Annotated in this window: 20 protein-coding genes; 15 read left to right on the forward strand and 5 right to left on the reverse strand. The window is 63.7% G+C overall.

The window, feature by feature from the left end; translation table 11 throughout:
• The first annotated feature begins 35 nt into the window (after positions 1–35).
• Positions 36–920, forward strand: coding sequence for a 4-(cytidine 5'-diphospho)-2-C-methyl-D-erythritol kinase (locus AC1RM7_RS22525; protein WP_024919378.1), 885 nt, complete (start codon positions 36–38; stop codon positions 918–920).
• A gap of 109 nt (positions 921–1,029) precedes the next feature.
• On the opposite strand, the gene AC1RM7_RS22530 is transcribed toward AC1RM7_RS22525, so the two are convergent.
• Positions 1,030–2,040 carry a polyprenyl synthetase family protein gene (locus AC1RM7_RS22530; protein ID WP_006019031.1) on the reverse strand — a complete coding sequence of 337 codons (1,011 nt, stop codon included), beginning with the start codon at positions 2,038–2,040 and terminating at the stop codon, positions 1,030–1,032.
• Between the two features lie 107 nt (positions 2,041–2,147).
• Between AC1RM7_RS22530 and AC1RM7_RS22535 the strand changes: the two genes are divergently transcribed.
• The 8 genes from AC1RM7_RS22535 to AC1RM7_RS22570 all read left to right on the forward strand — a co-directional run bounded on the left by AC1RM7_RS22535 (position 2,148) and on the right by AC1RM7_RS22570 (position 9,964).
• Entirely contained in the window at positions 2,148–2,375 is a 228-nt protein-coding gene (locus tag AC1RM7_RS22535) for a putative signal transducing protein (RefSeq protein WP_006019032.1), read from the forward strand.
• On the forward strand, positions 2,368–3,159 hold the full coding sequence (locus AC1RM7_RS22540; RefSeq protein WP_024919377.1) for a tRNA1(Val) (adenine(37)-N6)-methyltransferase: 792 nt from the start codon (positions 2,368–2,370) through the stop codon (positions 3,157–3,159). The genes AC1RM7_RS22535 and AC1RM7_RS22540 overlap by 8 nt, the downstream gene beginning before the upstream one ends.
• 357 nt (positions 3,160–3,516) lie before the next feature.
• Positions 3,517–4,404 carry a S49 family peptidase gene (locus AC1RM7_RS22545; protein WP_492837278.1) on the forward strand — a complete coding sequence of 296 codons (888 nt, stop codon included), beginning with the start codon at positions 3,517–3,519 and terminating at the stop codon, positions 4,402–4,404.
• A gap of 15 nt (positions 4,405–4,419) precedes the next feature.
• Entirely contained in the window at positions 4,420–4,605 is a 186-nt protein-coding gene (locus AC1RM7_RS22550) for a hypothetical protein (protein ID WP_006019036.1), read from the forward strand.
• 361 nt (positions 4,606–4,966) lie between these two features.
• A complete protein-coding gene (locus tag AC1RM7_RS22555; protein ID WP_006019037.1) occupies positions 4,967–5,899 on the forward strand; it encodes a glycine--tRNA ligase subunit alpha in 933 nt (310 codons plus the stop codon).
• Between the two features lie 92 nt (positions 5,900–5,991).
• Positions 5,992–6,411 (forward strand): endonuclease domain-containing protein, encoded by a 420-nt coding sequence (locus AC1RM7_RS22560; RefSeq protein WP_024919376.1) that lies wholly within the window; start codon positions 5,992–5,994, stop codon positions 6,409–6,411.
• Positions 6,412–6,425: 14 nt separating this feature from the next.
• Positions 6,426–8,597, forward strand: coding sequence for a glycine--tRNA ligase subunit beta (glyS, locus tag AC1RM7_RS22565; RefSeq protein ID WP_024919375.1), 2,172 nt, complete (start codon positions 6,426–6,428; stop codon positions 8,595–8,597).
• 263 nt (positions 8,598–8,860) lie between these two features.
• The gene (locus tag AC1RM7_RS22570; protein ID WP_024919374.1) at positions 8,861–9,964 is read left to right on the forward strand and encodes a hypothetical protein; all 1,104 of its coding nucleotides are present in this window, start codon (positions 8,861–8,863) and stop codon (positions 9,962–9,964) included.
• Between the two features lie 156 nt (positions 9,965–10,120).
• Here AC1RM7_RS22570 and AC1RM7_RS22575 read toward each other — a convergent pair whose 3' ends face one another.
• Complete coding sequence (locus AC1RM7_RS22575) at positions 10,121–10,480, reverse strand: DUF1236 domain-containing protein (RefSeq protein ID WP_024919373.1); 360 nt, start codon at positions 10,478–10,480, stop codon at positions 10,121–10,123.
• Positions 10,481–10,798: 318 nt separating this feature from the next.
• Here AC1RM7_RS22575 and AC1RM7_RS22580 point away from each other — a divergent pair, with 318 nt between their 5' ends.
• The 4 genes from AC1RM7_RS22580 (at position 10,799) to AC1RM7_RS22595 (ending at position 15,892) form a co-directional block, all read left to right on the forward strand.
• Complete coding sequence (locus AC1RM7_RS22580) at positions 10,799–10,942, forward strand: DUF3096 domain-containing protein (protein WP_081758572.1); 144 nt, start codon at positions 10,799–10,801, stop codon at positions 10,940–10,942.
• A gap of 159 nt (positions 10,943–11,101) precedes the next feature.
• Complete coding sequence (ppdK, locus tag AC1RM7_RS22585; protein WP_024919372.1) at positions 11,102–13,990, forward strand: pyruvate, phosphate dikinase; 2,889 nt, start codon at positions 11,102–11,104, stop codon at positions 13,988–13,990.
• 118 nt (positions 13,991–14,108) lie between these two features.
• The gene (locus tag AC1RM7_RS22590) at positions 14,109–14,333 is read left to right on the forward strand and encodes a hypothetical protein (RefSeq protein ID WP_024919371.1); all 225 of its coding nucleotides are present in this window, start codon (positions 14,109–14,111) and stop codon (positions 14,331–14,333) included.
• Positions 14,334–14,434: 101 nt separating this feature from the next.
• Positions 14,435–15,892 carry a cell wall hydrolase gene (locus AC1RM7_RS22595; protein ID WP_024919370.1) on the forward strand — a complete coding sequence of 486 codons (1,458 nt, stop codon included), beginning with the start codon at positions 14,435–14,437 and terminating at the stop codon, positions 15,890–15,892.
• 175 nt (positions 15,893–16,067) lie between these two features.
• On the opposite strand, the gene nadC is transcribed toward AC1RM7_RS22595, so the two are convergent.
• The 3 genes from nadC to nadA all read right to left on the reverse strand — a co-directional run bounded on the left by nadC (position 16,068) and on the right by nadA (position 19,850).
• Positions 16,068–16,925, reverse strand: a complete 858-nt coding sequence (gene nadC / locus AC1RM7_RS22600; protein WP_192824453.1) for a carboxylating nicotinate-nucleotide diphosphorylase — start codon at positions 16,923–16,925, stop codon at positions 16,068–16,070.
• Between the two features lie 38 nt (positions 16,926–16,963).
• Positions 16,964–18,565, reverse strand: a complete 1,602-nt coding sequence (locus AC1RM7_RS22605; protein WP_024919368.1) for an L-aspartate oxidase — start codon at positions 18,563–18,565, stop codon at positions 16,964–16,966.
• Between the two features lie 172 nt (positions 18,566–18,737).
• Complete coding sequence (gene nadA / locus AC1RM7_RS22610; RefSeq protein ID WP_492837272.1) at positions 18,738–19,850, reverse strand: quinolinate synthase NadA; 1,113 nt, start codon at positions 19,848–19,850, stop codon at positions 18,738–18,740.
• Positions 19,851–20,267: 417 nt separating this feature from the next.
• Here nadA and acuI point away from each other — a divergent pair, with 417 nt between their 5' ends.
• On the forward strand, positions 20,268–21,254 hold the full coding sequence (acuI, locus tag AC1RM7_RS22615; RefSeq protein ID WP_024919366.1) for an acrylyl-CoA reductase (NADPH): 987 nt from the start codon (positions 20,268–20,270) through the stop codon (positions 21,252–21,254).
• A 141-nt stretch (positions 21,255–21,395) separates the two neighbouring features.
• Complete coding sequence (locus AC1RM7_RS22620) at positions 21,396–21,938, forward strand: hypothetical protein (RefSeq protein ID WP_006019050.1); 543 nt, start codon at positions 21,396–21,398, stop codon at positions 21,936–21,938.
• The last annotated feature ends 15 nt before the right edge of the window (positions 21,939–21,953 follow it).

Consider the following 21,953-nt stretch of genomic DNA (forward strand, 5'->3'; position numbering starts at 1 on the left):
TGCGCGGACGCGCGGACGGCGCAACGCTGGCTGGAATGGCAATGCTGACTGAAACCGCCCGCGCCAAGGTCAATCTCACCTTGCGCGTCCTCGGCCGCCGCGCCGACGGCTACCATGACCTCGAAAGCCTGGTGGTGTTCGCCGACTGTGCGGACACGCTGACACTGACGCCGGGGCCCGACCTGACCCTTGCGACTGGCGGCCCCGGTGCGCAGGACTGCGGCGAAATGTCAGACAATCTGGTGGTGCGCGCAGCGCTGTTGCTTGGCGAGCGCATTCCGGGGCTTACGCTCGGCCGTTTCACGCTGGACAAGCATCTGCCCGTCGCGGCCGGAATCGGCGGCGGCTCGGCCGACGCCGCGGCGGCGCTGCGGCTGCTGGCACAGGCCAACAATCTTGCGATCGACGATCCCCGCATTGTCAATGTCGCGCGCGACACCGGCGCGGACATTCCCGTTTGTCTCGCCTCGCGTGCCTGCACCATGACCGGTGTCGGTGAGAATTTGTCGATGCTCGATATTCCCGCGATGCCGTGCGTGATGGTCAATCCGCGCGTCGGCGTCGCGACCAAGGATGTGTTCACAGCGCTTGGTCTGGCTAAGGGCGAACTCCTTGCCGGTGTCGGTGATGTGATGCTGTCGCCGGGATGGCCGGCGAAGGGTGCGTCATTCGATGAATGGGTCGAGGCCGTTGGCCAAGGCACGAACGATCTCGAAAAGCCGGCGCTGAAGGTCGAGCCGGTGATCGGCGAGGTGTTGTCGGCGTTGCGCGCAACGGAAGGTGTGCGGCTGGCGCGGATGTCGGGCTCCGGCGCGACATGCTTTGCGATCTTCGAGACCATAGGTGACGCCGGTCAGGCCGCGAAGGCGATCTCAAAAGCTCATCCCGGCTGGTGGGTCCACGCCGGCGTGCTGAGCTAGCGCACTCTCGTCATTGCGAGGAGCGTCAGCGACGAAGCAATCAAGCTTCTCGCACGCGAAGCATTGTGAATGGATTGCTTCGCTTCGCTCGCAATGACGACAAGGCGTCTTAGTGCGACCTTGCCAAACAGAAAGCAACCACCTGCTCGAGCGCGGTCTTCATCGGTGACGACGGGAACAGCGCCAGCGCATCGACCGCCATCGCGCCGTAATGCTGCGCACGGCTCATGGTGTCTTCGAGTGCGCGATGCTTGGTCATCAGACCGATGGCGTGATCGAGGTCGCCGTCGCCGATTTCGCCCTTTTCCAGGGTGCGGACCCAGAATGCACGCTCGGCATCGTTGCCGCGGCGAAACGCCAGCACCACCGGCAGCGTGATCTTGCCTTCGCGGAAATCGTCGCCGACGTTCTTGCCGAGCTTTGCGGCCTTGCCGCCGTAGTCCAGCACGTCGTCGATGAGCTGGAAGGCGATGCCGAGGTTCATGCCGAACGAACGGGACGCGGTCTGCTCCGCCTTGGGGCGGTTGGCGATCACGGGGCCGACTTCGCAGGCCGCGGCGAACAGCTCTGCGGTCTTGCCGCGGATCACCGCAAGATATTCGTCCTCGGTGGTCGCCGTGTTCTTGGCTGCCGCAAGCTGCATCACTTCGCCCTCGGCGATAGTGGCGGCGGCGGAGGAGAGAATGTCGAGCGCGCGCAGTGAGCCGACCTCGACCATCATGCGGAACGCCTGGCCGAGCAGAAAGTCGCCGACCAGCACGCTGGCCTCGTTGCCCCACAGCATCCGTGCAGAGAGCTTGCCGCGGCGCAGTTCGCTTTCGTCCACCACGTCGTCATGGAGCAGCGTCGCGGTGTGCATGAATTCCACGGCGGCGGCGAGCTTGATATGGCCTTCGCCGGTGTAGCCGGTGAGGTTGGCCATCGCCAGCGTCAGCATCGGCCGCAGGCGCTTGCCGCCCGACGAGATCAGGTGGTTGGCGACCTCCGGGATCATCGTGACTTCCGAGCCGGTTCGCGACAGAATCGTGCTGTTGACGCGTTCCATATCGGGCGCAACAAGCTCAACCAGCCGATCTATCGATGGCGTCGAGTGGCTCTCAAAGGGTACAATAACCGCCACGTCCGGTCTCCGGATGAATGTAAGGGCACAATAGAAACTGCCGTGCGGCGCGGCAAGAGCAACAACGGGCGCCCGGCGTCCCGTATCCACCCCCGGGAGACACTGCCTTGAAGGAATTGGTGCGGACCAACGATGCGGTGCTGGTGTCCGCTGTAGGCGCGTTGCTGGATGGTGCCAATATTCACCACCTCGTGCTCGACAGTAACATGAGCATCATGGACGGATCGCTGGGCGTGCTGCCCCGGCGCATTCTGGTTCATGAGGACGACGCCGTGGCCGCGCGCCGCCTGCTCACCGAGGCGGGTCTGGCCCATGAACTGCGGGACAATGACTGACCCCGCCCGTACTGAAATTCCGGAAGTGACCGAGGACATGTTTCTCGGCGGCCAGTTGCGGCTGCGCCAGCCGAGGCGCGGTCACCGCGCGGGTCACGACGCGATCCTGCTGGCGGCGGCAACGCCGGCGCAGCCGGGCGATCGCGTGGTGGAATTCGGCGCGGGTGTCGGGACTGCCGGGCTCAGCGCCGCGCGCCGTGTCGCCGGGCTCGATCTGGTGCTCACTGAGATCGATGAAACGCTTGCGGCGCTGGCGCGCATCAATGCCGAGGCGAATGGCATCAAAGCAAACGTGATGGCGTTCGATGTCACCGCGGACGCCGATGTTTTCGCGGCATCGGGGCTGGGTCCCGACACTGCCGATGTCGTCCTGATGAATCCGCCGTTCAATGATGCCGCGAGGCATCGCGCATCGCCGGACCCTGCGCGGCAATCAGCGCATGTGGCGGCGGCCGACACGCTCGAGAGATGGACCCATGCGGCGCGGCGCGTGCTCAAATCCGGCGGCGCACTCACGCTGATCTGGCGGGCGGATGGATTGGCGGACGTGCTGGCGGCATTGGCGCGGGGCTTCGGCAGCGTCGAGATTCTGCCGGTCCATCCCACGCCGGGCGCACCGGCGATCCGCGTCCTGGTGAGCGCGGTCAAAGGCGGACGCGCGCCGATGGCGCTCCATTCCGGTCTGGTCTTGCTCGACACGAATGGGGAGGCGGGTCACGAGATTCAGGCGGTCCTTGGCGGCAAAGCCGCTCTGCCGCTGGCGAAGGTATCGAGAACCCGCTGAATGCACAGCAGGCAGGCAGCCTGCTTATTGGGTTACCGATTTTGGCTCGGTTTCGGGAGCCTGGGTGAAGTGGATGGCGGCGAAAAGGGCGCCAATCAAAAGGATTAGGAGATAAATCTTCATTTCTGCACCTTAGTGGCTGCGCCGTTGCAGCCTGCGTATCTGCTGCAATGCAAAGTGCGTTCCAGTTTCTTGTCGCGCTCCGGCGAAGAACCGGAGAAGTTCGGAAGAAATCCCGTCCCCTCAAACATTTAGACGGAATTCGGGCACAAAGGACGTGCTTAACGATTGTCGAATGCGCTCTGGGCTCGTGATGCCAGTTACCGAATAATAAACTGTGAACATGAAGGATGTTTCATGGCTGAGAATGACGGCGATAGTCACTTTGCCGAGAGGTTGAAAAGCTTGTTGCCGGCGCGCTGGCGCGGCGGCGCGGTGGTGCCGGTGGTGCGCCTGTCCGGCGTGATCGGCGCGGTGACGCCGTTGCGGCCGGGCATGTCGCTGGCGGGTGTATCCCGGACGCTGGAGCGGGCGTTCTCGACCAAGGGCGCAAAGGCCGTCGCGCTGGTGATCAATTCGCCGGGCGGCTCGCCGGTGCAGTCACGGCAGATCTATCAGCGCATCCGCCAGCTCGCCGCCGAGAAGAAGCTGCGGGTGCTGGTGTTCGTCGAGGACGTGGCGGCGTCGGGCGGTTACATGATCGCCTGCGCGGGCGACGAGATTTTCTGCGATCCGTCCTCCATCGTCGGATCGATCGGTGTGGTCGGCAGCACCTTCGGATTCGTCGATCTCATCAAGAAGGTCGGCATCGAGCGCAGGGTCTACGCATCCGGCGAGAACAAGTCGCAGCTCGATCCGTTTCTCCCCGAGAATCCCGATGACGTTGCGCGGCTGAAGGCGATCCAGCGTGAGATTCACGACACCTTCATCGCGCTGGTGAAGGACAGCCGCGGCGCACGGCTCAAGGCCGAGGGTGATTATCTGTTCACCGGCGAATACTGGGCCGGCGAACGCGCGGTGAAGCTCGGTCTTGCGGACGCGCTCGGCGATCTGCGCACGGTGCTGCGCGCACGCTATGGCGAGAAAGTGCAGATGCCGGTGATTGCGCCTGCGGCGGGGCTTCTCTCCGGGCTTGCGGGCCGCAAGCCGGGCGCGGGAGTGGCGCTGCCGGGTTTTCCAGGTTTTTCGGAAGACCTGATTTCGGCGCTGGAAGAGCGCGCGATCTGGGCGCGTTACGGATTGTAGGACGGGAGACCGATCATGCCGCCGCTGATCCTGATCGCTGCCGGAATTCTGGGTGGCGCAGCGCTGGTGCGCCTCGCGGTGCGCGAGGGCAGGCGCATCAATCGCGAGCTTGACGATGCGCGCAAGGCGAAACCCGCCGAGCAGGAGCGCATGCCCAAGCTGCGGCGCGATCCCGACACCGGGACCTATCGTCCTGGTTAGGCTGTCTTGAAAATCAGCCGTGCCCGCGCACGTCGTTGATGGTCATGATGCAGAGCGCAGCCATGATGGCCGCGGCGGCCAAAACCTGAAAGGCAATCATTGTCGTCCCTGTCGAACACACCGCCGGTTGAAATCCGGCCGTTGGTTGCAATGACGCTTTGCTAGCGGGGAGTTGCTAACGAACTGCGGACGCGGGCAGACGGCTTGCCGGGGCGGTTAAACCGGCGTTCGGGGGATCGCTAAAATTCAGCCGATTCCGGCAGGAATTGCCCCCATAAACAGGCTATCGCCTTGATTCCGTTAGCCTGCGCCGATACGGTCCGCGCGCAAATCATCCCATTCCAACGCCCGAAGATTTCCGATGGATTCCCTGCCTCCGCACATGCGTCCCGAGCGCTCGTTTCAGGGCCTGATCCTGACATTGCAGCGCTACTGGGCCGACTATGGCTGCGTCATCCTGCAGCCCTACGACATGGAAGTCGGCGCGGGCACGTTCCATCCGGCGACCACATTGCGCGCGCTCGGACCGAAGCGCTGGAACGCGGCTTACGTGCAGCCGTCGCGCCGCCCGAAGGATGGGCGTTACGGCGAGAACCCGAACCGCCTGCAGCACTATTATCAGTTTCAGGTGATCCTGAAGCCGTCGCCGCCGGACCTTCAGAATCTCTATCTGAAGTCGCTCGAAGCCATCGGCGTCGATCTCGCGCTGCATGACGTGCGTTTCGTCGAGGACGATTGGGAAAGCCCGACGCTCGGGGCGTGGGGGCTCGGCTGGGAGTGCTGGTGCGACGGGATGGAAGTCTCGCAGTTCACCTACTTCCAGCAGGTCGCGGGCGTCGAATGCGCGCCGGTCGCGGGCGAACTCACCTACGGTCTCGAGCGTCTCGCGATGTACGTGCAGGGCGTCGACAACGTCTACGATCTCAACTTCAACGGCCGCGACGGCGCCGACAAGGTGACCTACGGCGACGTGTTCCTGCAGGCCGAGCAGGAATATTCGCGGCACAATTTCGAGCACTCCGACACCGCAATGTTGTTCGAGCAGTTCAAGATGGCCGAGAACGCCTGTAGGAAATATCTCGAAGCCGGATGGAAGGATGGCAAGCGTGAGGCGCATCTGATGGCGCTGCCCGCTTACGACCAGTGCATCAAGGCCAGCCATGTGTTCAACCTGCTGGACGCGCGCGGCGTGATCTCGGTCACCGAGCGGCAAAGCTACATCCTGCGCGTGCGCGAACTCGCAAAAGCCTGCGGCGAAGCGTGGGTGCACACCGAAGCGGGAAGGGCGGAGTGAGAGGCGCGATGCCTATGCTCCCCTCCCCCTTGCGGGGAGGGGGCGGGGGTGGGGGTCCACAGGCATTGGCCTATGTGCTTCAATCGCGGACTATGGATGATCGTCAGCGACAGTTCGCGCATCGCATGCGCGCACAGCCGACCGAAGCCGAGCGGGTGCTATGGCATCGGCTTCGGCATGACATTGCGCTGAGCGGCTCGCATTTCCGGCGTCAGGCTTTGATTGGTCCGTTCATCGCGGATTTTGCCAGCCGGCGCGCAAAGATTGTCATCGAACTGGATGGCGGTCAGCACGCGGAGAACGCGGCTGATATGCACCGGACGCGGCAGATCGAAGAGAGAGGATATCGAGTCTTGCGTTTCTGGAACCATGACGTGTTGAGCAACATCGACGGCGTGCTTGCTGCTATTCAGAATGCGCTGACCCCCACCCCCGACCCCTCCCCGCAAGGGGGAGGGGAGTTATTGGCAAACCCCGACCCCTCCCCGCCGCAAGCGGGGGGAGGGGAGTAGAGAACAGACATCCTATGCCCGATCTTCTCCTCGAACTGTTCTCCGAAGAAATTCCCGCGCGCATGCAGGCGAAGGCGGCGGACGACCTGCGCAAGATGGTGACCGACAAGCTGGTCGCCGAAGGTCTCGTCTATGAAGGCGCGAAAGCGTTCGTGACGCCGCGCCGTCTCGCGCTCACCGTGCACGGCATTCCCGCGCGGCAGCCGGACCTCAAGCAGGAGCGCAAGGGCCCGAAGGTCGGTGCGCCGGATGCTGCCGTGCAGGGCTTCCTGAAAGCCGCTGGCCTGAAATCGCTCGATGAAGCGAAGATCCAGCGCGACCCGAAGGGCGATTTCTACATCGCGCTGATGGAGAAGGCCGGCCGTCCCGCGATCGATGTGATCGCGGAAATCATCCCGCTGATCATCCGCACTTTCCCGTGGCCCAAGCAGATGCGCTGGGGCGAACGCTCCGCGCGGAACGGCGCGCTGACCTGGGTGCGCCCGCTGCATTCGATCATCGCGACCTTCGGTCCCGAAACCGAAGAGCCGGAGATCGTGAAGTTCGACGTCGCCGGCATCGAGGCCGGACAGACGACCTACGGTCATCGCTTCATGGCGCCCACGCCAATCGAGGTGCGCCGCTTCGACGATTACGTGTCGAAGCTGGAAGCCGCCAAGGTCGTGCTCGATCCCGAGCGCCGCAAGAACATCATTCTCGAGGACGCCAAGGAGCTGGCCTTCGCGCAGGGCTTCGAACTGGTCGAGGATCAGGTGCTGCTCGACGAAGTGGCCGGCCTGGTCGAATGGCCGGTGGTGCTGATGGGCTCGTTCGACGAAGAATTTTTGTCGATCCCCGGCGAGGTGATCCGCGCCACCATCCGCAACAACCAGAAGTGTTTCGTGGTGCGCGACCCCTCACTCCCTCCTGCCCTGCGGGGGAGGGTTGGGGAGGGGGGTGAGCAACAAGATCCGGTGCGCGACGGACCCCCACCCCTGACCCCTCCCCGCAAAGGGGAGGGGAGCAGACTTGCGCCGAAATTCATTCTCACCGCGAATGTCGAAGCCACTGACGGCGGCAAGGCCATCGTCGCGGGCAACGAGCGCGTGATCCGCGCGCGCCTGTCGGACGCGAAGTTCTTCTACGAGACGGACCTGAAGACCAAACTCGAAGACCGGCTGCCGAAATTCGCGCAGATCGTGTTTCACGAAAAGCTCGGCACACAGGCGGAGCGCATCGCGCGGATCGAACGGCTCGCCGCCGAACTCGCGCCGCTGGTCGGCGCGGATGTCGCAAAGACCAAACGCGCGGCGCAGCTCGCGAAGGCTGATCTGCTGACCGAAGTCGTCGGCGAATTCCCTGAAGTGCAGGGCCTGATGGGGAAATACTACGCGCTGGCGCAGGGGGAAGACGCGTCCGTCGCCGCGGCCATCGAAGATCACTACAAGCCGCAGGGGCCTGCGGACCGCGTGCCGACCGATCCGGTCGCGATTGCCGTCGCGCTGGCGGACAAGCTCGACATTCTGACGGGCTTCTGGTCCATCGATGAAAAGCCGACGGGATCGAAGGACCCGTTTGCGCTGCGCCGTGCTGCGCTCGGGGTGATCCGCCTTGTGGGTGATAATGGCATTCGTTTGCCGCTGCTCGCCGCTTTCGCGAAAGCCGCGAAGCCGCATGACGGCAAGGATTTGCTGGCCTTCTTCGCCGACCGCCTGAAAGTCCAGCTACGCGATCAGGGCGCGCGGCATGATCTTGTCGACGCCGTGTTCGCGCTTGAAGGTCAGGACGATCTGTTGATGGTCGTGCGCCGCGTCGAAGCGCTCGGAAAATTCCTCGACAGCGACGACGGCAAGAACCTGCTCGCCGGCACCAAGCGCGCGTCCAATATCCTTGCCATCGAGGAGAAGAAGGACAAGCGCACCTTCGACGGCGCGCCGGATGCGTCGCTCTACAAGCTCGATGAGGAGAAGGCGCTCGCCGGCGCCATCGCGCAGGTGAAGGCCGATGCGAGTGCTGCCGTCGCCAAGGAAGACTTCGCGTCCGCGATGACCGCGATGGCCAAACTGCGTCCCGCGGTCGATGCCTTCTTCGACAAGGTGAAGGTCAACGACGACGACAAGGCTGTGCGCGAAAACCGCCTCAAGCTCCTGAACGAAATCCGCGAAGCGACGCGCGCTGTGGCGGATTTCTCGAAGATCCAGGACTGACCGCGCGACAACGCCGATGTGCTCCCTCGCCCCGCTTGCGGGGAGAGGGTTGGGGTGAGGGGCGAGTTCTATCATGAACTCTCCATTGGCCCCTCACCCGGAGCCTTCGTTGCACTTCGGCTCCGACCTCTGCCCGTAAACGGGGAGAGGTGAAAGAGGCGCTGCCGCCGTGTGTGCTGTCCGCGCGTTTACCCCTCGTTAACCATGTTCTGTAAGGTTCCGGTAACTTCCGTTAACGGCCGTTAGCGAATGCCGGGGCCTGCATGACATCGATCAACGGTACCAATCCCTACGCCCAGTATGGCTCCGCTTACGCGCGTGCCGCCGCAACGCAGCCGTCGCTCGCCGATACGCTTAATGCGGCGGAAGCCGGCAACAGCAACCCGCTCGATCCCAACGCAGCAACCAATCTGACCCTGTCCGATGCGGCGAAAGCCAAGCTGGCGAGCGATGCGAAGACGCCCGATTTCACGGCGGTGACCAATGACGCGCGTGCGGTGCTCGACAAGCTCTATGCCGCCGCAAAGGTGACGAGCCCGCTGGGCGCTGACGGCAAGACCCCCATCGATCTGTCGTCGCTCGACCGACGCTCGCTGTTTGCGATCGCCACCAACAGCGGCGGCAAGTTCACGCCCGACGAACAAAGCGTCGCGTCCGGCGAATTGACCAACCGCTTCAACGCCGCGCTTGCGCCTGCCGCCGCGGCGACGTCGATGACCAGGAACTACACCGTGGTCTACAAGGCCGCGCTGGATTATCTCGACGGCGCAAGCAGTGAAGAGAAGGCCACCGCGGCATGGTCGGCGCAGCGCGCCGCCGTGCAGAAGGGCTATGACGCCGCAAAGCAGAAGCCCGACACGGCGCCCTCGGTTTCAGGCGATCCGGTCGCCAGCTATCTCGCGAAATATCCTGACGGCGCGCCGGTTGGCACCACCAAGACGTTCGGCATGGTCGCGACCGACGCCCGCGCCGCGCTGGATGCGCAGGCCAAACTCGCGGCCGAGAACAAGACGGAACTGGTCTACGATCCGTCGCGCAAATTCGGACAGCTGGTGGATTTCTCGTCGTTCGACAATCGCTCGCTGTCGGCGATCACGCTCAATCAGGATCAGAAGTTCTCCAACCAGGAGATCTACGCAGCCAAGAAGGAACTGGATTCGCGCAACCGCGCCAACATCCTCTCCTCTCTCAAGCAGAGCCAGCAGAGCGGCGATCCCACCCAGCTCAGCCTCGGCATTCTTCAAAGCTATTCCGCGATGAGCGATGAAGAGCGGCAGGCGTCGGGCTGGTCGCCGTCGTTCCGTGACAACGTGCTCCAGAGTTACAAATCCACCAGCAACATCCTGTCGATCCTGAACGGCGCGTAAACCCGCAACAGATCGATAGCAGGGCGTCACCGTCATCCTGAGGTGACGGACAAGCGCGAAAAAACCCCGCCCGGCGGGGGGCGCCGGGACGGGGCTGTTTGTTTGAGCGGAGCGGCGGGGACAACCTTTCCTGCTCAAACGGGGCCGAAGCTGGCTTTAATCGATCACCTGCATCACGCGGCGCGTGCGCGGTTCAACCAGAATCGGCCGATCGTTCACCACCGTGTAGCGATAGCTGGTCGCTCCGTATTGCTGCGGCACGTCGTAATAGGTCACGCCGCTTTCCGGCAGGATGGTGCCGACGCGCACGGGCGACTCGATCGCATATGACGGCACGCGCTCCTCGACAATGTACTGCCTGAAGCGCGGACGCTCTTCCTCGGTGATGATGCCGACGCTGGGGGCAAGGCCGGTTGTCACGCCTTCCTCGACAATGATGCGCTGCTGGGCCTGAGCCGCGAGCGGCATCGCCGTGGCAGTGGCCAACAGCGCTGCTGCGAGAAGGGGGTTACGCATGGCTTTCTCCTCAATTGATAAGGAGCCTGATCGCGCAAAGCGGCTTCGCTCTCGTCAATCACGCTCGGAAACCGGCACGGGCCGATCAACCAGCGGTGACAATCGCTTTTGCCGATCATCGTTCCTCACGGAATGTGATTTCACCGGGGCATTTTCGTGGAGGTGACGCGGCTGTGCGCAGTCGAAGTTTGATCTGTCATGGAACCCACTGCCGATCGAAGCCGTTGGCTGTTGCGATGCGCGAGACGGGGATAAAATTTCGTCTCGATTCGCGCTCGTTCAATCCTTTGTCCTTTTCCTCCATGCCGGGAGACCGAAATGTCCGTCAGCGTCGCCAACATTCAGCCCATCGTTGCTCTCATCGCCGGTGTGCTGATTCTCGTCATGCCGCGGCTGCTGAATTTCATTGTGGCGATCTATCTGATCCTGGTCGGGATCATCGGACTGGGCCTTATTAAGTAACGGAATATTTCAGATTGTTACACGCTGGGCTCAAAACCCCGCCATTTGCACGATTCTGTAACAATCTGTAACCGTCCGTGATCGAAAACGCGGATATCGGCCGGGAGTCGCTTGCGCCTCAACGGGCAACCGTGGTGTAACGCCGCTGCCGTTTCACTCATGCAGCGTCTGGAAGCCATGGCCAAAGCCTCATCGAAGAAATCCGCCGCGAAGTCCTCTCCGAAATCAGTGTCCAAATCCAAGCCGGCCCCGAAAGCGAAGCCGGCTGCCGCAAAACCTGCCGGCAAAGCCGCGGCGAAAGCTGCCGCCAAGACATCCGCTCCCGCAGTGAAGAAGGTTGCGAAGCCCGCAGCGAAGCAAACCGTTCAGGCCGGCAAGTGGGTCTATACGTTCGGTGACGGACGCGCCGAGGGCAAGGCCAACATGCGCGATCTGCTCGGCGGCAAGGGCGCCAATCTCGCCGAAATGGCCAATCTCGGTTTGCCGGTGCCTCCGGGTTTCACGATTCCGACTTCGGTCTGCACGTATTTCTACGCCAACGACAAAACCTATCCGAAGGATCTGAAGGCGCAGGTCGAGAAGGCGCTGGTCACGGTCGGCAAGATCGCCGGCAAGACCTTCGGCGACGCCAAGAACCCGCTGCTTGTGTCGGTGCGTTCCGGCGGCCGCGCCTCGATGCCCGGCATGATGGACACCGTGCTCAATCTCGGCATGAACGACACCACGGTGGAAGCGCTTGCGGAGCTCTCCGGCGACCGCCGTTTCGCCTATGACAGCTATCGCCGCTTCATCACGATGTATTCGGATGTGGTGCTCGGTTTCGAGCATCATCACTTCGAGGACATCCTCGACACCTACAAGGACAGCAAGGGCTACTCGCTCGACACCGAACTGACCGCGGACGACTGGGTCGATCTGGTCGGCAAGTACAAGGACGCGGTGGCGCGCGAAACCGGCGCAGATTTCCCCCAGGACCCGCACGCGCAGTTGTGGGGCGCGATCGGCGCGGTGTTCTCGTCATGGATGAATGCGCGCGCGGTGACCTATCGCCGCCTGCACGACATCCCTGAGTCATGGGGCACCGCCGTCAACATCCAGTCGATGGTGTTCGGCAACATGGGCGACACCTCGGCGACCGGTGTTGCGTTCACGCGCAACCCGTCGACCGGCGAGAAGCGGCTGTACGGCGAATTCCTCATCAACGCGCAGGGCGAAGACGTGGTGGCGGGCATCCGCACGCCGCAGGACATCACCGAATACGCGCGCAAGGAATCCGGCTCCGACAAGGCGTCGATGGAAGTCGCGATGCCGGACGCGTTCAAGGAACTGACCCGGATCTACACGCTGCTCGAAAAGCACTACCGTGACATGCAGGACATGGAATTCACGGTGGAGCAGGGCAAACTGTGGATGCTCCAGACCCGCAACGGCAAGCGCACCGCGAAGGCCGCGCTGCGCATCGCGGTCGATCTCGCCAATGAAGGCCTGATCACCAAGAAGGATGCGATCACCCGGATCGATCCGGCCTCACTGGATCAGTTGCTGCATCCGACCATCGATCCGGTCGCCAAGCGCGATGTCATCGCCACCGGACTTCCGGCATCGCCCGGCGCCGCCGCCGGCGAGATCGTGTTCTCGTCGGACGAAGCCGCCAAGCTTCAGGCCGATGGCCGCAAGGTTATTCTGGTGCGCGTCGAGACGTCGCCGGAAGACATTCACGGCATGCATGCAGCGGAAGGCATTCTCACCACCCGCGGCGGCATGACCTCCCACGCGGCGGTGGTTGCGCGCGGCATGGGCAAGCCCTGCGTATCCGGCGTCGGCACAATCCGCGTCGACTACGGCCGCGGCATAATGACCATCGGCAACCGCAGCTTCAAGGCGGGGGATGTCATCACCATTGATGGTTCACTGGGCCAGGTGCTGGCCGGCCGCATGCCGATGATCGAGCCGGAACTGTCCGGCGACTTCACCACCCTGATGGGCTGGGCCGATCAGGTCCGCAAGCTCAAGGTCCGCACCAATGCCGATACGCCGGCCGACGCGCGCACCGCGCTGAAGTTCGGCACCGAAGGCATCGGGCTGTGCCGCACCGAGCACATGTTCTTCGAGGAGACACGCATCCGCACGGTGCGCGAGATGATCCTCGCCGAAGACGAGGGCTCGCGCCGCGCCGCGCTGGCCAAGCTGCTGCCGATGCAGCGTGCCGACTTCGTCGATCTGTTCGAGATCATGAAGGGCCTGCCAGTCACCATCCGTCTGCTCGATCCGCCGCTGCACGAGTTCCTGCCGCATTCGCAGAGCGAGATCGAGGAAGTCGCCCGCGCCATGAATACCGACGCCCGCAAGATCGCGGACCGCGCGCGTGAACTGGCCGAGTTCAACCCGATGCTGGGTTTCCGCGGCTGCCGTCTGGCGATCGCCTATCCGGAAATCGCCGAGATGCAGGCGCGCGCCATTTTCGAGGCCGCGGTTGAAGCCGGCAAGCGCACCGGCAAGCCGGTCGGCCTCGAAGTGATGGTGCCGCTGATCGCGACCCGCGCCGAGTTCGACATCACCAAGGCGCGTATCGACGCCACCGCGGCCGCGGTGATGAAGGAAACCGGCGTGAAGCTCAACTATCAGACCGGCACCATGATCGAACTGCCGCGCGCATGTCTGCTCGCGGGCGAGATCGCCAAGACCGCCGAGTTCTTCTCGTTCGGCACCAACGATCTGACGCAGACCACCTACGGCATCAGCCGCGACGACGCCGCGAGCTTCCTCGGCACCTATGTCGCGCGCGGCATCCTCGAGATCGATCCGTTCATCTCGGTCGACCGCGACGGCGTCGGCGAACTGGTGAAGATCGGCGTGCAGCGCGGCCGCAAGACGCGGCCCGGCCTCAAGATGGGCATCTGCGGCGAGCACGGCGGCGACCCCGCATCGATCACATTCTGCCACGAGACCGGCCTCGATTACGTGTCGTGTTCGCCGTATCGCGTGCCGATCGCGCGCCTCGCGGCTGCGCAGGCGGCTCTCGGCAAGGCTGTCGCCAGCCAGGCGTGAGTTCGCTGGTGATCACGGATTGCGTGACTCCATAACGAGTGTCGTCCCCGCGAAAGCGGGGACCCATACTCCCTGAGTCTTCGATTCCACGTGTGATGTTCGTGTCGCTCTTTCTTTGATGACCACGACCTTCGTGGTTATGGGTCCCCGCTTTCGCGGGGACGACATTGTGGGTGCGGCGCCATTGCGGCTCGCGCAACCGGACCTGCGTCAATTTGCGTTCACTCTTTTTGTTGACGCGATCTTTACCACCTTGCTGGAGGCGCTGTTTACCAACGCTTTCGATGTGATCGCGCGTTTTCAAGCACGCGCTTGCGTGTTGCGCGCGGGACGCTGCGATTAACCCCCCGGCAACTTTAATTCGATACCAACGAAATTGATCGAATTGCACTGAATGTGCGGTTCGGTTGCGTGTGTATAAGCGTTAGTTGCGTGAGCGTATCGATGTCTGTGTTGCGTAACGGGTCGAAGGGCGCGCGGTTCGCGCCCTTCGGCTTTGTTCTCTGTCTTCTGACAGTGAGCCCGACCGAAATCGGCTATCAGGATCTCGCGTCACTGCTGGCACGCCAGCCCGGTGTCGCAGAGCGCTGGCAGGAATACATCTTCGCGTCGTCGCGCCGCATGTTGCAGGTCGCGTCCTTCAATCTGCCCCGTCCGATCGGCACCAGCACCCGCGAAGCACCGACGTATCGTCTGGCCAGCCTCGACAGCACGGGCGTGGATTTCACCGGCTCGGTCAGCCGCGATCCGCTCGGGCCTGTGCTGCGTCCGCTGCAAAAATCGGATTTCCCGAAAGTGGTGCGCTCGTCGAAGGGCGACCGTCTTCCGCTGTATGTTCCAGAGATCGCGGCTCCCATTGCCGCGCCGCAGCCGCAGCCCGCGCAGGATCAATCGAATTCCAACGCATCGGTGCGGGGCGCGAAAACGGCCGAGGCCGATGCTCCGGCGGTAAACGCAGCAGCGCCGCTCGATGCCGAACTCGAAGCCGCGCTGAACGCGCCGCGCCTGCAGCAATATGAATCCTCCGTTTCGCTTCAGGACCTTCCCGCCGACCATCCGCTGAACGCGCCGCGCGCGAATGCCGATCGGGACGGCGTCGCCGCCACGCCGGAAGCGAGCCGCGACGGCTTCTCGTTCCAGACCGCGACCCTGTTCTTCGGCAATTCCTCGCTCGGCATGACAAGCGGATCGCTGGAGCGCTGGCAGCCCGGCGAAGAGCCGATCATCGTGGTGCCGGGTATCGATCCCGACATGAAGATGCCTGCGGCGGTGCCAAACCAGTCTTCAGCCCCGTCCGCTGGCGGCGAAAGCGTCGCGAGCAAGGGCGAAGTCACCGGCGAGTATCAGCGTCCGCGGACACCGGCGGAACGCCTCGGCCTCGATGCCAAGACCCGTGCCAAGTCCGAAAAGTGCCTGACCGACGCGATCTATTTCGAGGCGCGCGGCGAAGCGGTGCGCGGGCAGATCGCGGTGGCGCAGGTCGTCCTGAACCGCGCGTTCTCCGGCTACTATCCGAGCACGGTGTGCGGCGTCGTCTACCAGAATTCGCACCGTCACCTGTCCTGCCAGTTCACCTTCGCCTGCGACGGCATCCGCGATGTGGTGAAGGAGCCGGATATGTGGGAACGCGCCAAAAAGATCGCGCGTGAAAGCCTCGACGGACGGCTATGGCTGCCTGAAGTCGGCAAGTCGACCCATTACCACGCCTACTGGGTTCGCCCGTCGTGGGTGAACGAGATGAAGAAGATGTACAAATACGGCGTGCATACCTTCTATCGTCCGCGGGCCTGGGGCGACGGCAAGGACGCGCCCACCTGGGGCACGGCGGCCGAGACGGCGGCGATCTCCGCGAAGCTTGCCGAAGCGGCGAAGAGCTCGGCTGAGATGTCGAGCGCGAAGTAGTCGCCAGCGAATCGATTTCTGAATTTCTCTCCCCCTTGCGGGGAGGGTCGGCCGAGCGAAGCGGAGGCCGGGGTGGGGGTTCATCGCACGCGGTGGGAGCTTTCCCCCACCCGACGCATTGTTCGCTTCGCTCTCAATGCGCCACCCTCCCCACAAGGGGGAGGGATGACGCGACCTACGCATCGATATCCAGTGCGACATCGAAGTTCGGTGCGGAGTGCGTCAGCGCACCCGCGGACACATAATCGACGCCGGTCTTCGCGATCTCGCCGATCGACGCCAGCGTTACGCCGCCGGATACTTCCAGCACCACGCGTTTGTCGGTGATCGCGACCGCCTCGCGCAGGGTCGGGATGTCCATGTTGTCCAGCATCACCACGTCGGCGAGGCCCGTCGCCAGCACCTCGCGCAGTTGATCGAGCGTATCGACCTCGATCTCGATCTTGACCAGATGGCCGACATGGGCCCGCGCGCGCTCCAGCACCGGCTTCACGCCGCCAGCGACCGCGATGTGGTTGTCCTTGATCAGAACCGCGTCATCGAGACCGAAGCGGTGGTTGAAGCCCCCGCCGCAGCGCACCGCATACTTTTCGAGCGCGCGCAGCCCCGGCGTGGTCTTGCGGGTGTCGCAGATGCGCATCCTGGTCACCCCGGCGTGGCGGATGTAGTCCGAGGTCAGGGTCGCGATACCGGAGAGACGGCCGACAAAATTCAGCGCGGTGCGCTCGCCCGCCAGCACGGCGCGGGCAGGACCGGAGATCGTCAGCACATGCACGCCCTTTGCCACGGCGTTGCCGTCGCGCACATGGGCCTGAATGTTGATGTCGGGCGAGAGGCGCTGAAACACCGCCACGGCCAGAGGCAATCCCGCAATCACACCGGCCTGCCGCGCAACGAGAATCGCGTGGGCATGAACCGCGGGCGGTATGGTTGCAACCGATGTGACGTCGCCGCCGCGTCCGAGATCTTCGGCAAGCGCGCGTGCCACCGCATCGTCGATGGCCAGCGGCGACAGGAATGCATCCGGGTGCATCAGGGCGGCAGGATTGAGAACGTCGCTGATACTCAAGATCAGGCTCCCGTCGAAGTGCGTTTGCGAGGCGCGGTATCGGCCACCATTGCGGCGATGTTACGCGCCTCGTCGAGCGTCGTCACGGTGCGATGCCGCCGTGCCGGGTCTTCCGCCGGGTAATCTGACCGATAATGCGCGCCGCGGCTTTCGCAGCGCGACCATGCGGAGGCGGCGACGATCAGCGCGGTGGTCGCCATGTTGCGCAGCGCGATGTTGCCGGTGGTCTGCTCGATCACCGTGAATGTGCGGATGGCTTCTGCGAGATCATCGCCGTCGCGGACCACGCCGACATGCGAGCTCATCATTGCGCGCAGATTGGCCTCGCGGAGCGGCGGCATCGCACTGTTGCGCGAGATCATCCCGTCGCGCGGACGCCCTGCCGCGGCGAGGGGATTGCCGTTGATATCGTCGGCAATGCGCGCGGCATAAACCACGGCTTCCAGCAGCGAATTGGAGGCGAGGCGGTTGGCGCCATGCGCGCCGGTGGATGAGACTTCGCCGCCGGCCCAGAGCCCCTTCAGCGAGGTGCGGCCGTGATGATCCATCGCGATGCCGCCCATGTGATAGTGCGCAGCGGGCGCAATCGGGATCGGCTGGGTCGCCGGATCGAGGCCCGCCGCGATGCAGCTCGCGTACACCGTCGGAAATCTCGCAGCGAATTTTGCGCCGAGCGCTTGTGTCGCGTCGAGGAATGCGCCGCGCCCGGCGGCGATTTCATCGAACACCCCGCGCGCGACAATGTCGCGCGGCGCAAGTTCGGCAAGCGGGTCGCGCGCCAGCATGAAGCGCTCGCCCTTGCCGTTGATGAGCGTCGCGCCTTCGCCGCGCAAGGCCTCCGTCGCCAGCGGCGCGGGATCGCGGCCGGCCATGATGGCGGTCGGATGGAATTGCACAAATTCCGGATCGGCGATCACCGCGCCGGCGCGGGCGGCAATCGCAAGACCCGATCCGCTGGCCTCAGCCGGATTCGTCGTGACCGCATAAAGATGTCCGATGCCGCCGGTGGCGAGCACGATGGCGCGCGCCGGCACGATGACCGGCGCTGCCACCGCGTCGCCTGCCTTGCGCAGTTGCAAGCCGGTGACCGCGTCACCTTCGGTCAGCAGGGCTTCGGCGACATAGCCTTCGATGACATGGATCGAGGGCGTCCTGCGCACCGCTTCGATCAGCGCCGCAATGATGGCCTTGCCGGCGCGGTCGCCCTGCACATGCACGATGCGGCGCGCGGAATGCGCCGCCTCGCGGCCGACGGCCAGCCTGCCTTCGAGGTCGCGGTCGAACGGCACGCCGTATTGCAGGAGATCGTGGATACGCGCACCGGCTTCGCGGGCCAGTCCGAGCGCAACCTCTTCATCGACGATCCCGCCGCCGACGGCAATCGTATCGGCGGCATGGGATTCGGCGCTGTCGCCGTCGGCAACCGCCGCCGCGATGCCGCCCTGAGCCCATGCGCTGGAAGCGCCTTCGCCGAGCGGCGCGGCGGAGATCACCGTGACGGGACGTGGCGCGAGCTTCAGCGCGCAGAACAGGCCGGCAAGACCGCCGCCGACGATGACGATGTCGGAAGACTGCGAAAGATTGCGAGAAGGGGATGTTGTCATGTTTGCCCTACCTACCGGCACTATGTGCTCCCTCTCCCTTTGGGGGAGAGGGTTGGGGTGAGGGGGCTCGATAAATAGTCATGAGCACCGAACCCCCTCACCCGGCGCTACGCGCCGACCTCTCCCCAACGGGGAGAGGTGAACGCAGAACAGCTTTCAAAAGCCACGCCTCTCAGTTCTTCAGATTGATCATGCGCTCCACCGAGCGCCGGGCATTGCCGATGATCGCCGGATCGATGGTCACTTCCTCACGCATGTAGACAAGGCTGTCGAGAATCTTCGGCAGCGTGATGCGCTTCATGTGCGGGCACAGGTTGCACGGCTTGATGAACTCGACGTTCGGCAGTTCGGCCTGCACGTTGTCCGCCATCGAGCATTCGGTGACCATGACGATGCGCTTGGGCTGATGCTTGCGCACCCAGTCGATCATGTGCGCGGTCGAACCGGTGAAGTCTGCTTCGGCGATCACATCGGGCGGGCATTCGGGGTGTGCGATGATCTGTACGGAAGGGTCGGCTTCGCGATAGGTGCGCAGCTCGTCGCCGGTGAAGCGCTCGTGCACCTCGCACGCGCCCTTCCATGCGATGATCTTCACAGTGGTTTTCGAGGCGACGTACTTCGCCAGATACTGGTCGGGCAGGAAGATCACGGTGTCGGCGTTCAGGCTCTCGACCACCTGCACGGCGTTCGACGACGTGCAGCAGATGTCGACCTCCGCCTTCACATCCGCTGACGTGTTGACATAGGCCACCACCGGCACGCCGGGAAAGCGCTCGCGCAGCAGGCGCACGTCCGCGCCGGTAATGCTTGAGGCCAGCGAGCAGCCGGCCCGCGAATCCGGGATCAGCACGGTCTTGTCCGGGTTCAGAATCTTTGAGGTCTCGGCCATGAAGTGCACGCCGCACTGGACGATGACCTTCTCCTTCACCTTCGTCGCCTCGCGCGCGAGCTGCAGCGAGTCGCCGCCGATGTCGGCCACGCAATGGAAAATTTCCGGCGTCTGGTAGTTGTGCGCCAGGATCACCGCGTTGCGCTGCTTCTTGAGATCGTTGATCGCCTTGACGTAAGGCGCCATGAACGGCCACTCGATCTCGGGAATGACGTTCTTCACCTTGGCGTAGAGATGCGCGGTGGCGCGCTCGACCTCGGGCGTCCATTCCAGTGACGGCATCGGCAATGCGCGCGCGCGGTCCGCGTCGGTGAGGAGGGGACGGGTGACGCCCACCGGCTGGCGGTGGATCGGATTCCCGAAATCGTCGGGACCGTAAATTCCTGAGATCGGCATCGCAGCCTCCTTGAATGCCTAATATGCTCATTTTGAGCATATTAGGGCCTTGAGAAATCCGGCCTTTTGGGCCGGCGTTCCAAACTCGGGCTCCCTTGAGGGACGACCGCTTCAACCTGCTGTCGTTCCCCGCTCGCGAGACGGTCACTTATTCTCATAACGAGCAAAACAAATATAGCAGGTCATCCGCCGCCTCGCCAGAGGCGCGCCGGGAAAATCCCGCATGGCGGGAATGCGTCCGCCGGTCGCTCAGCGATGTGACGGTAGATGCGGACTTATTTTCACTGTGGGCATGATCCCCTCTGAAAACCGGTTCCCACTTTTCGGGATCATGCCCGAAGGGGCTTGGCAAAGCGGACCGGAGCCGCCAATCAGGGGGCCGGATTTCAACCGCACAAGAAGAGACGGAGAGAAAAGTTGGCAACGTTCAAGGCAGTCAGAATCGACAAGGCTGAAAAGGGCACCACGGCGGCGCTGACGCAGTTCGACGAGGCGGAGTTGATGGACGGCGACGTCACCGTCGCGGTCGAATGGTCCACCGTGAATTACAAGGACGGCCTCGCGATCACCGGCAAGTCGCCGGTGGTGCGCCGTTTCCCGATGATCGCCGGTGTCGATTTCGCAGGCACGGTTCTGGAGTCGTCGCATGCGGGCTGGAAGGCCGGCGACAAGGTTGTTTCCACCGGATGGGGTCTCGGCGAAACCCACCTCGGCGCCTATGCCGAGAAGGCGCGCGTCAAGGGCGACTGGCTGGTGCGTTTGCCGGACGGCATGACCACGCGCGAAGCGATGGCGATCGGCACTGCGGGTTTCACGGCGATGCTCTCCGTGCTTGCGCTGGAGAAGCATGGTCTCACGCCGAAGGACGGCCCGGTGGTTGTCACCGGCGCAGCCGGCGGCGTCGGATCGGTTGCGGTGGCGCTGCTCTCCAAGCTCGGCTTCCAGGTCATCGCCTCGACCGGCCGTGCCTCCGAGCATGATTATCTGCGCGGCCTCGGTGCGTCCGAGATCATCGACCGCAACGAACTGTCCGCACCTGGCAAGCCGCTCGGCAAGGAGCGCTGGGCCGGCGGCATCGACAGCGTCGGATCGACCACGCTGGCGAATCTGCTGTCGATGACCAGGTACGGCGGCGCGATCGCGGCCTGCGGTCTTGCCGGCGGTATGGATTTGCCGTCGTCGGTGGCGCCTTTCATTTTGCGCGGAGTGTGCCTTTTGGGCATCGATTCCGTGATGTGCCCGATCGGCCCGCGCAAGGCCGCCTGGGAGCGGCTGGCGAAGGACCTCGACCATGCAAAACTTGCTGAAATGACTAAGGAAATCGGTCTCGCCGAGGTCTTCGACGCAGGCCCGAAAATTCTCGCCGGCCAGCTTCGTGGCCGCACTGTGGTGAGAATTTCCTGAGGATGTTCAGACTTTGCCAACCATGATGCGCCAATGTTGCCATGGTTGGTATGGTAATCAGCGAGTTAAGGCGTAAACCGCCGGGCACCTGGCCCGGCGGGTTCACTTGATCCGCAAGTTCAGTCAGTTGGAGTAGCCCGTATGCTCGTGCGCATCGTTGTTGGAGCCCTGCTTGCCGGTTCGGTTGCAGGTCCGGTGTTGGCTGAAACCCTGAACGCAGACGAAGCTCGCAAGTTCGTCGCCAACAAGATGTTCGCCTTTACGTGCTTCGACGGCACCAAGGGTGTCGGCAAGATCACGTACGATGGCGCAGCGGCAGGCGCGGTGCAGTTCGGCGGCGCCGGCGAGACCCGCCATATGCGGCTGCCGAGCAATACGCTTCAGGTGCGCGGCCAGCAGATCTGCGCATCGATCAAGGGCATTCCCTTCGAGCCATGCTTCAACCTGAACAAGACTGACAATGTCAGCTTCCGCGGCTCGGTCTCGGGCATGGGCTTTGCCTATTGCGATTTCCGCAAGCACGGCAATGCGCGCGTGTTCCTGGCGCAGTCGATCTCGCGCCCGCGCTCGCTGCGCGCACCCGGTGTGACCCAGTCGGCGGATGCGACCCCGCGCGCCGAAGTGCGTCCGGCTTCGGTTCGCAGCGAACCGGCGCTCGAACTGCGCCGCTCCGCCAGCGAGTAATTATTCCTGCAAAGA

The organism is Afipia sp. GW822-FHT03D08 (genome assembly GCF_058801645.1).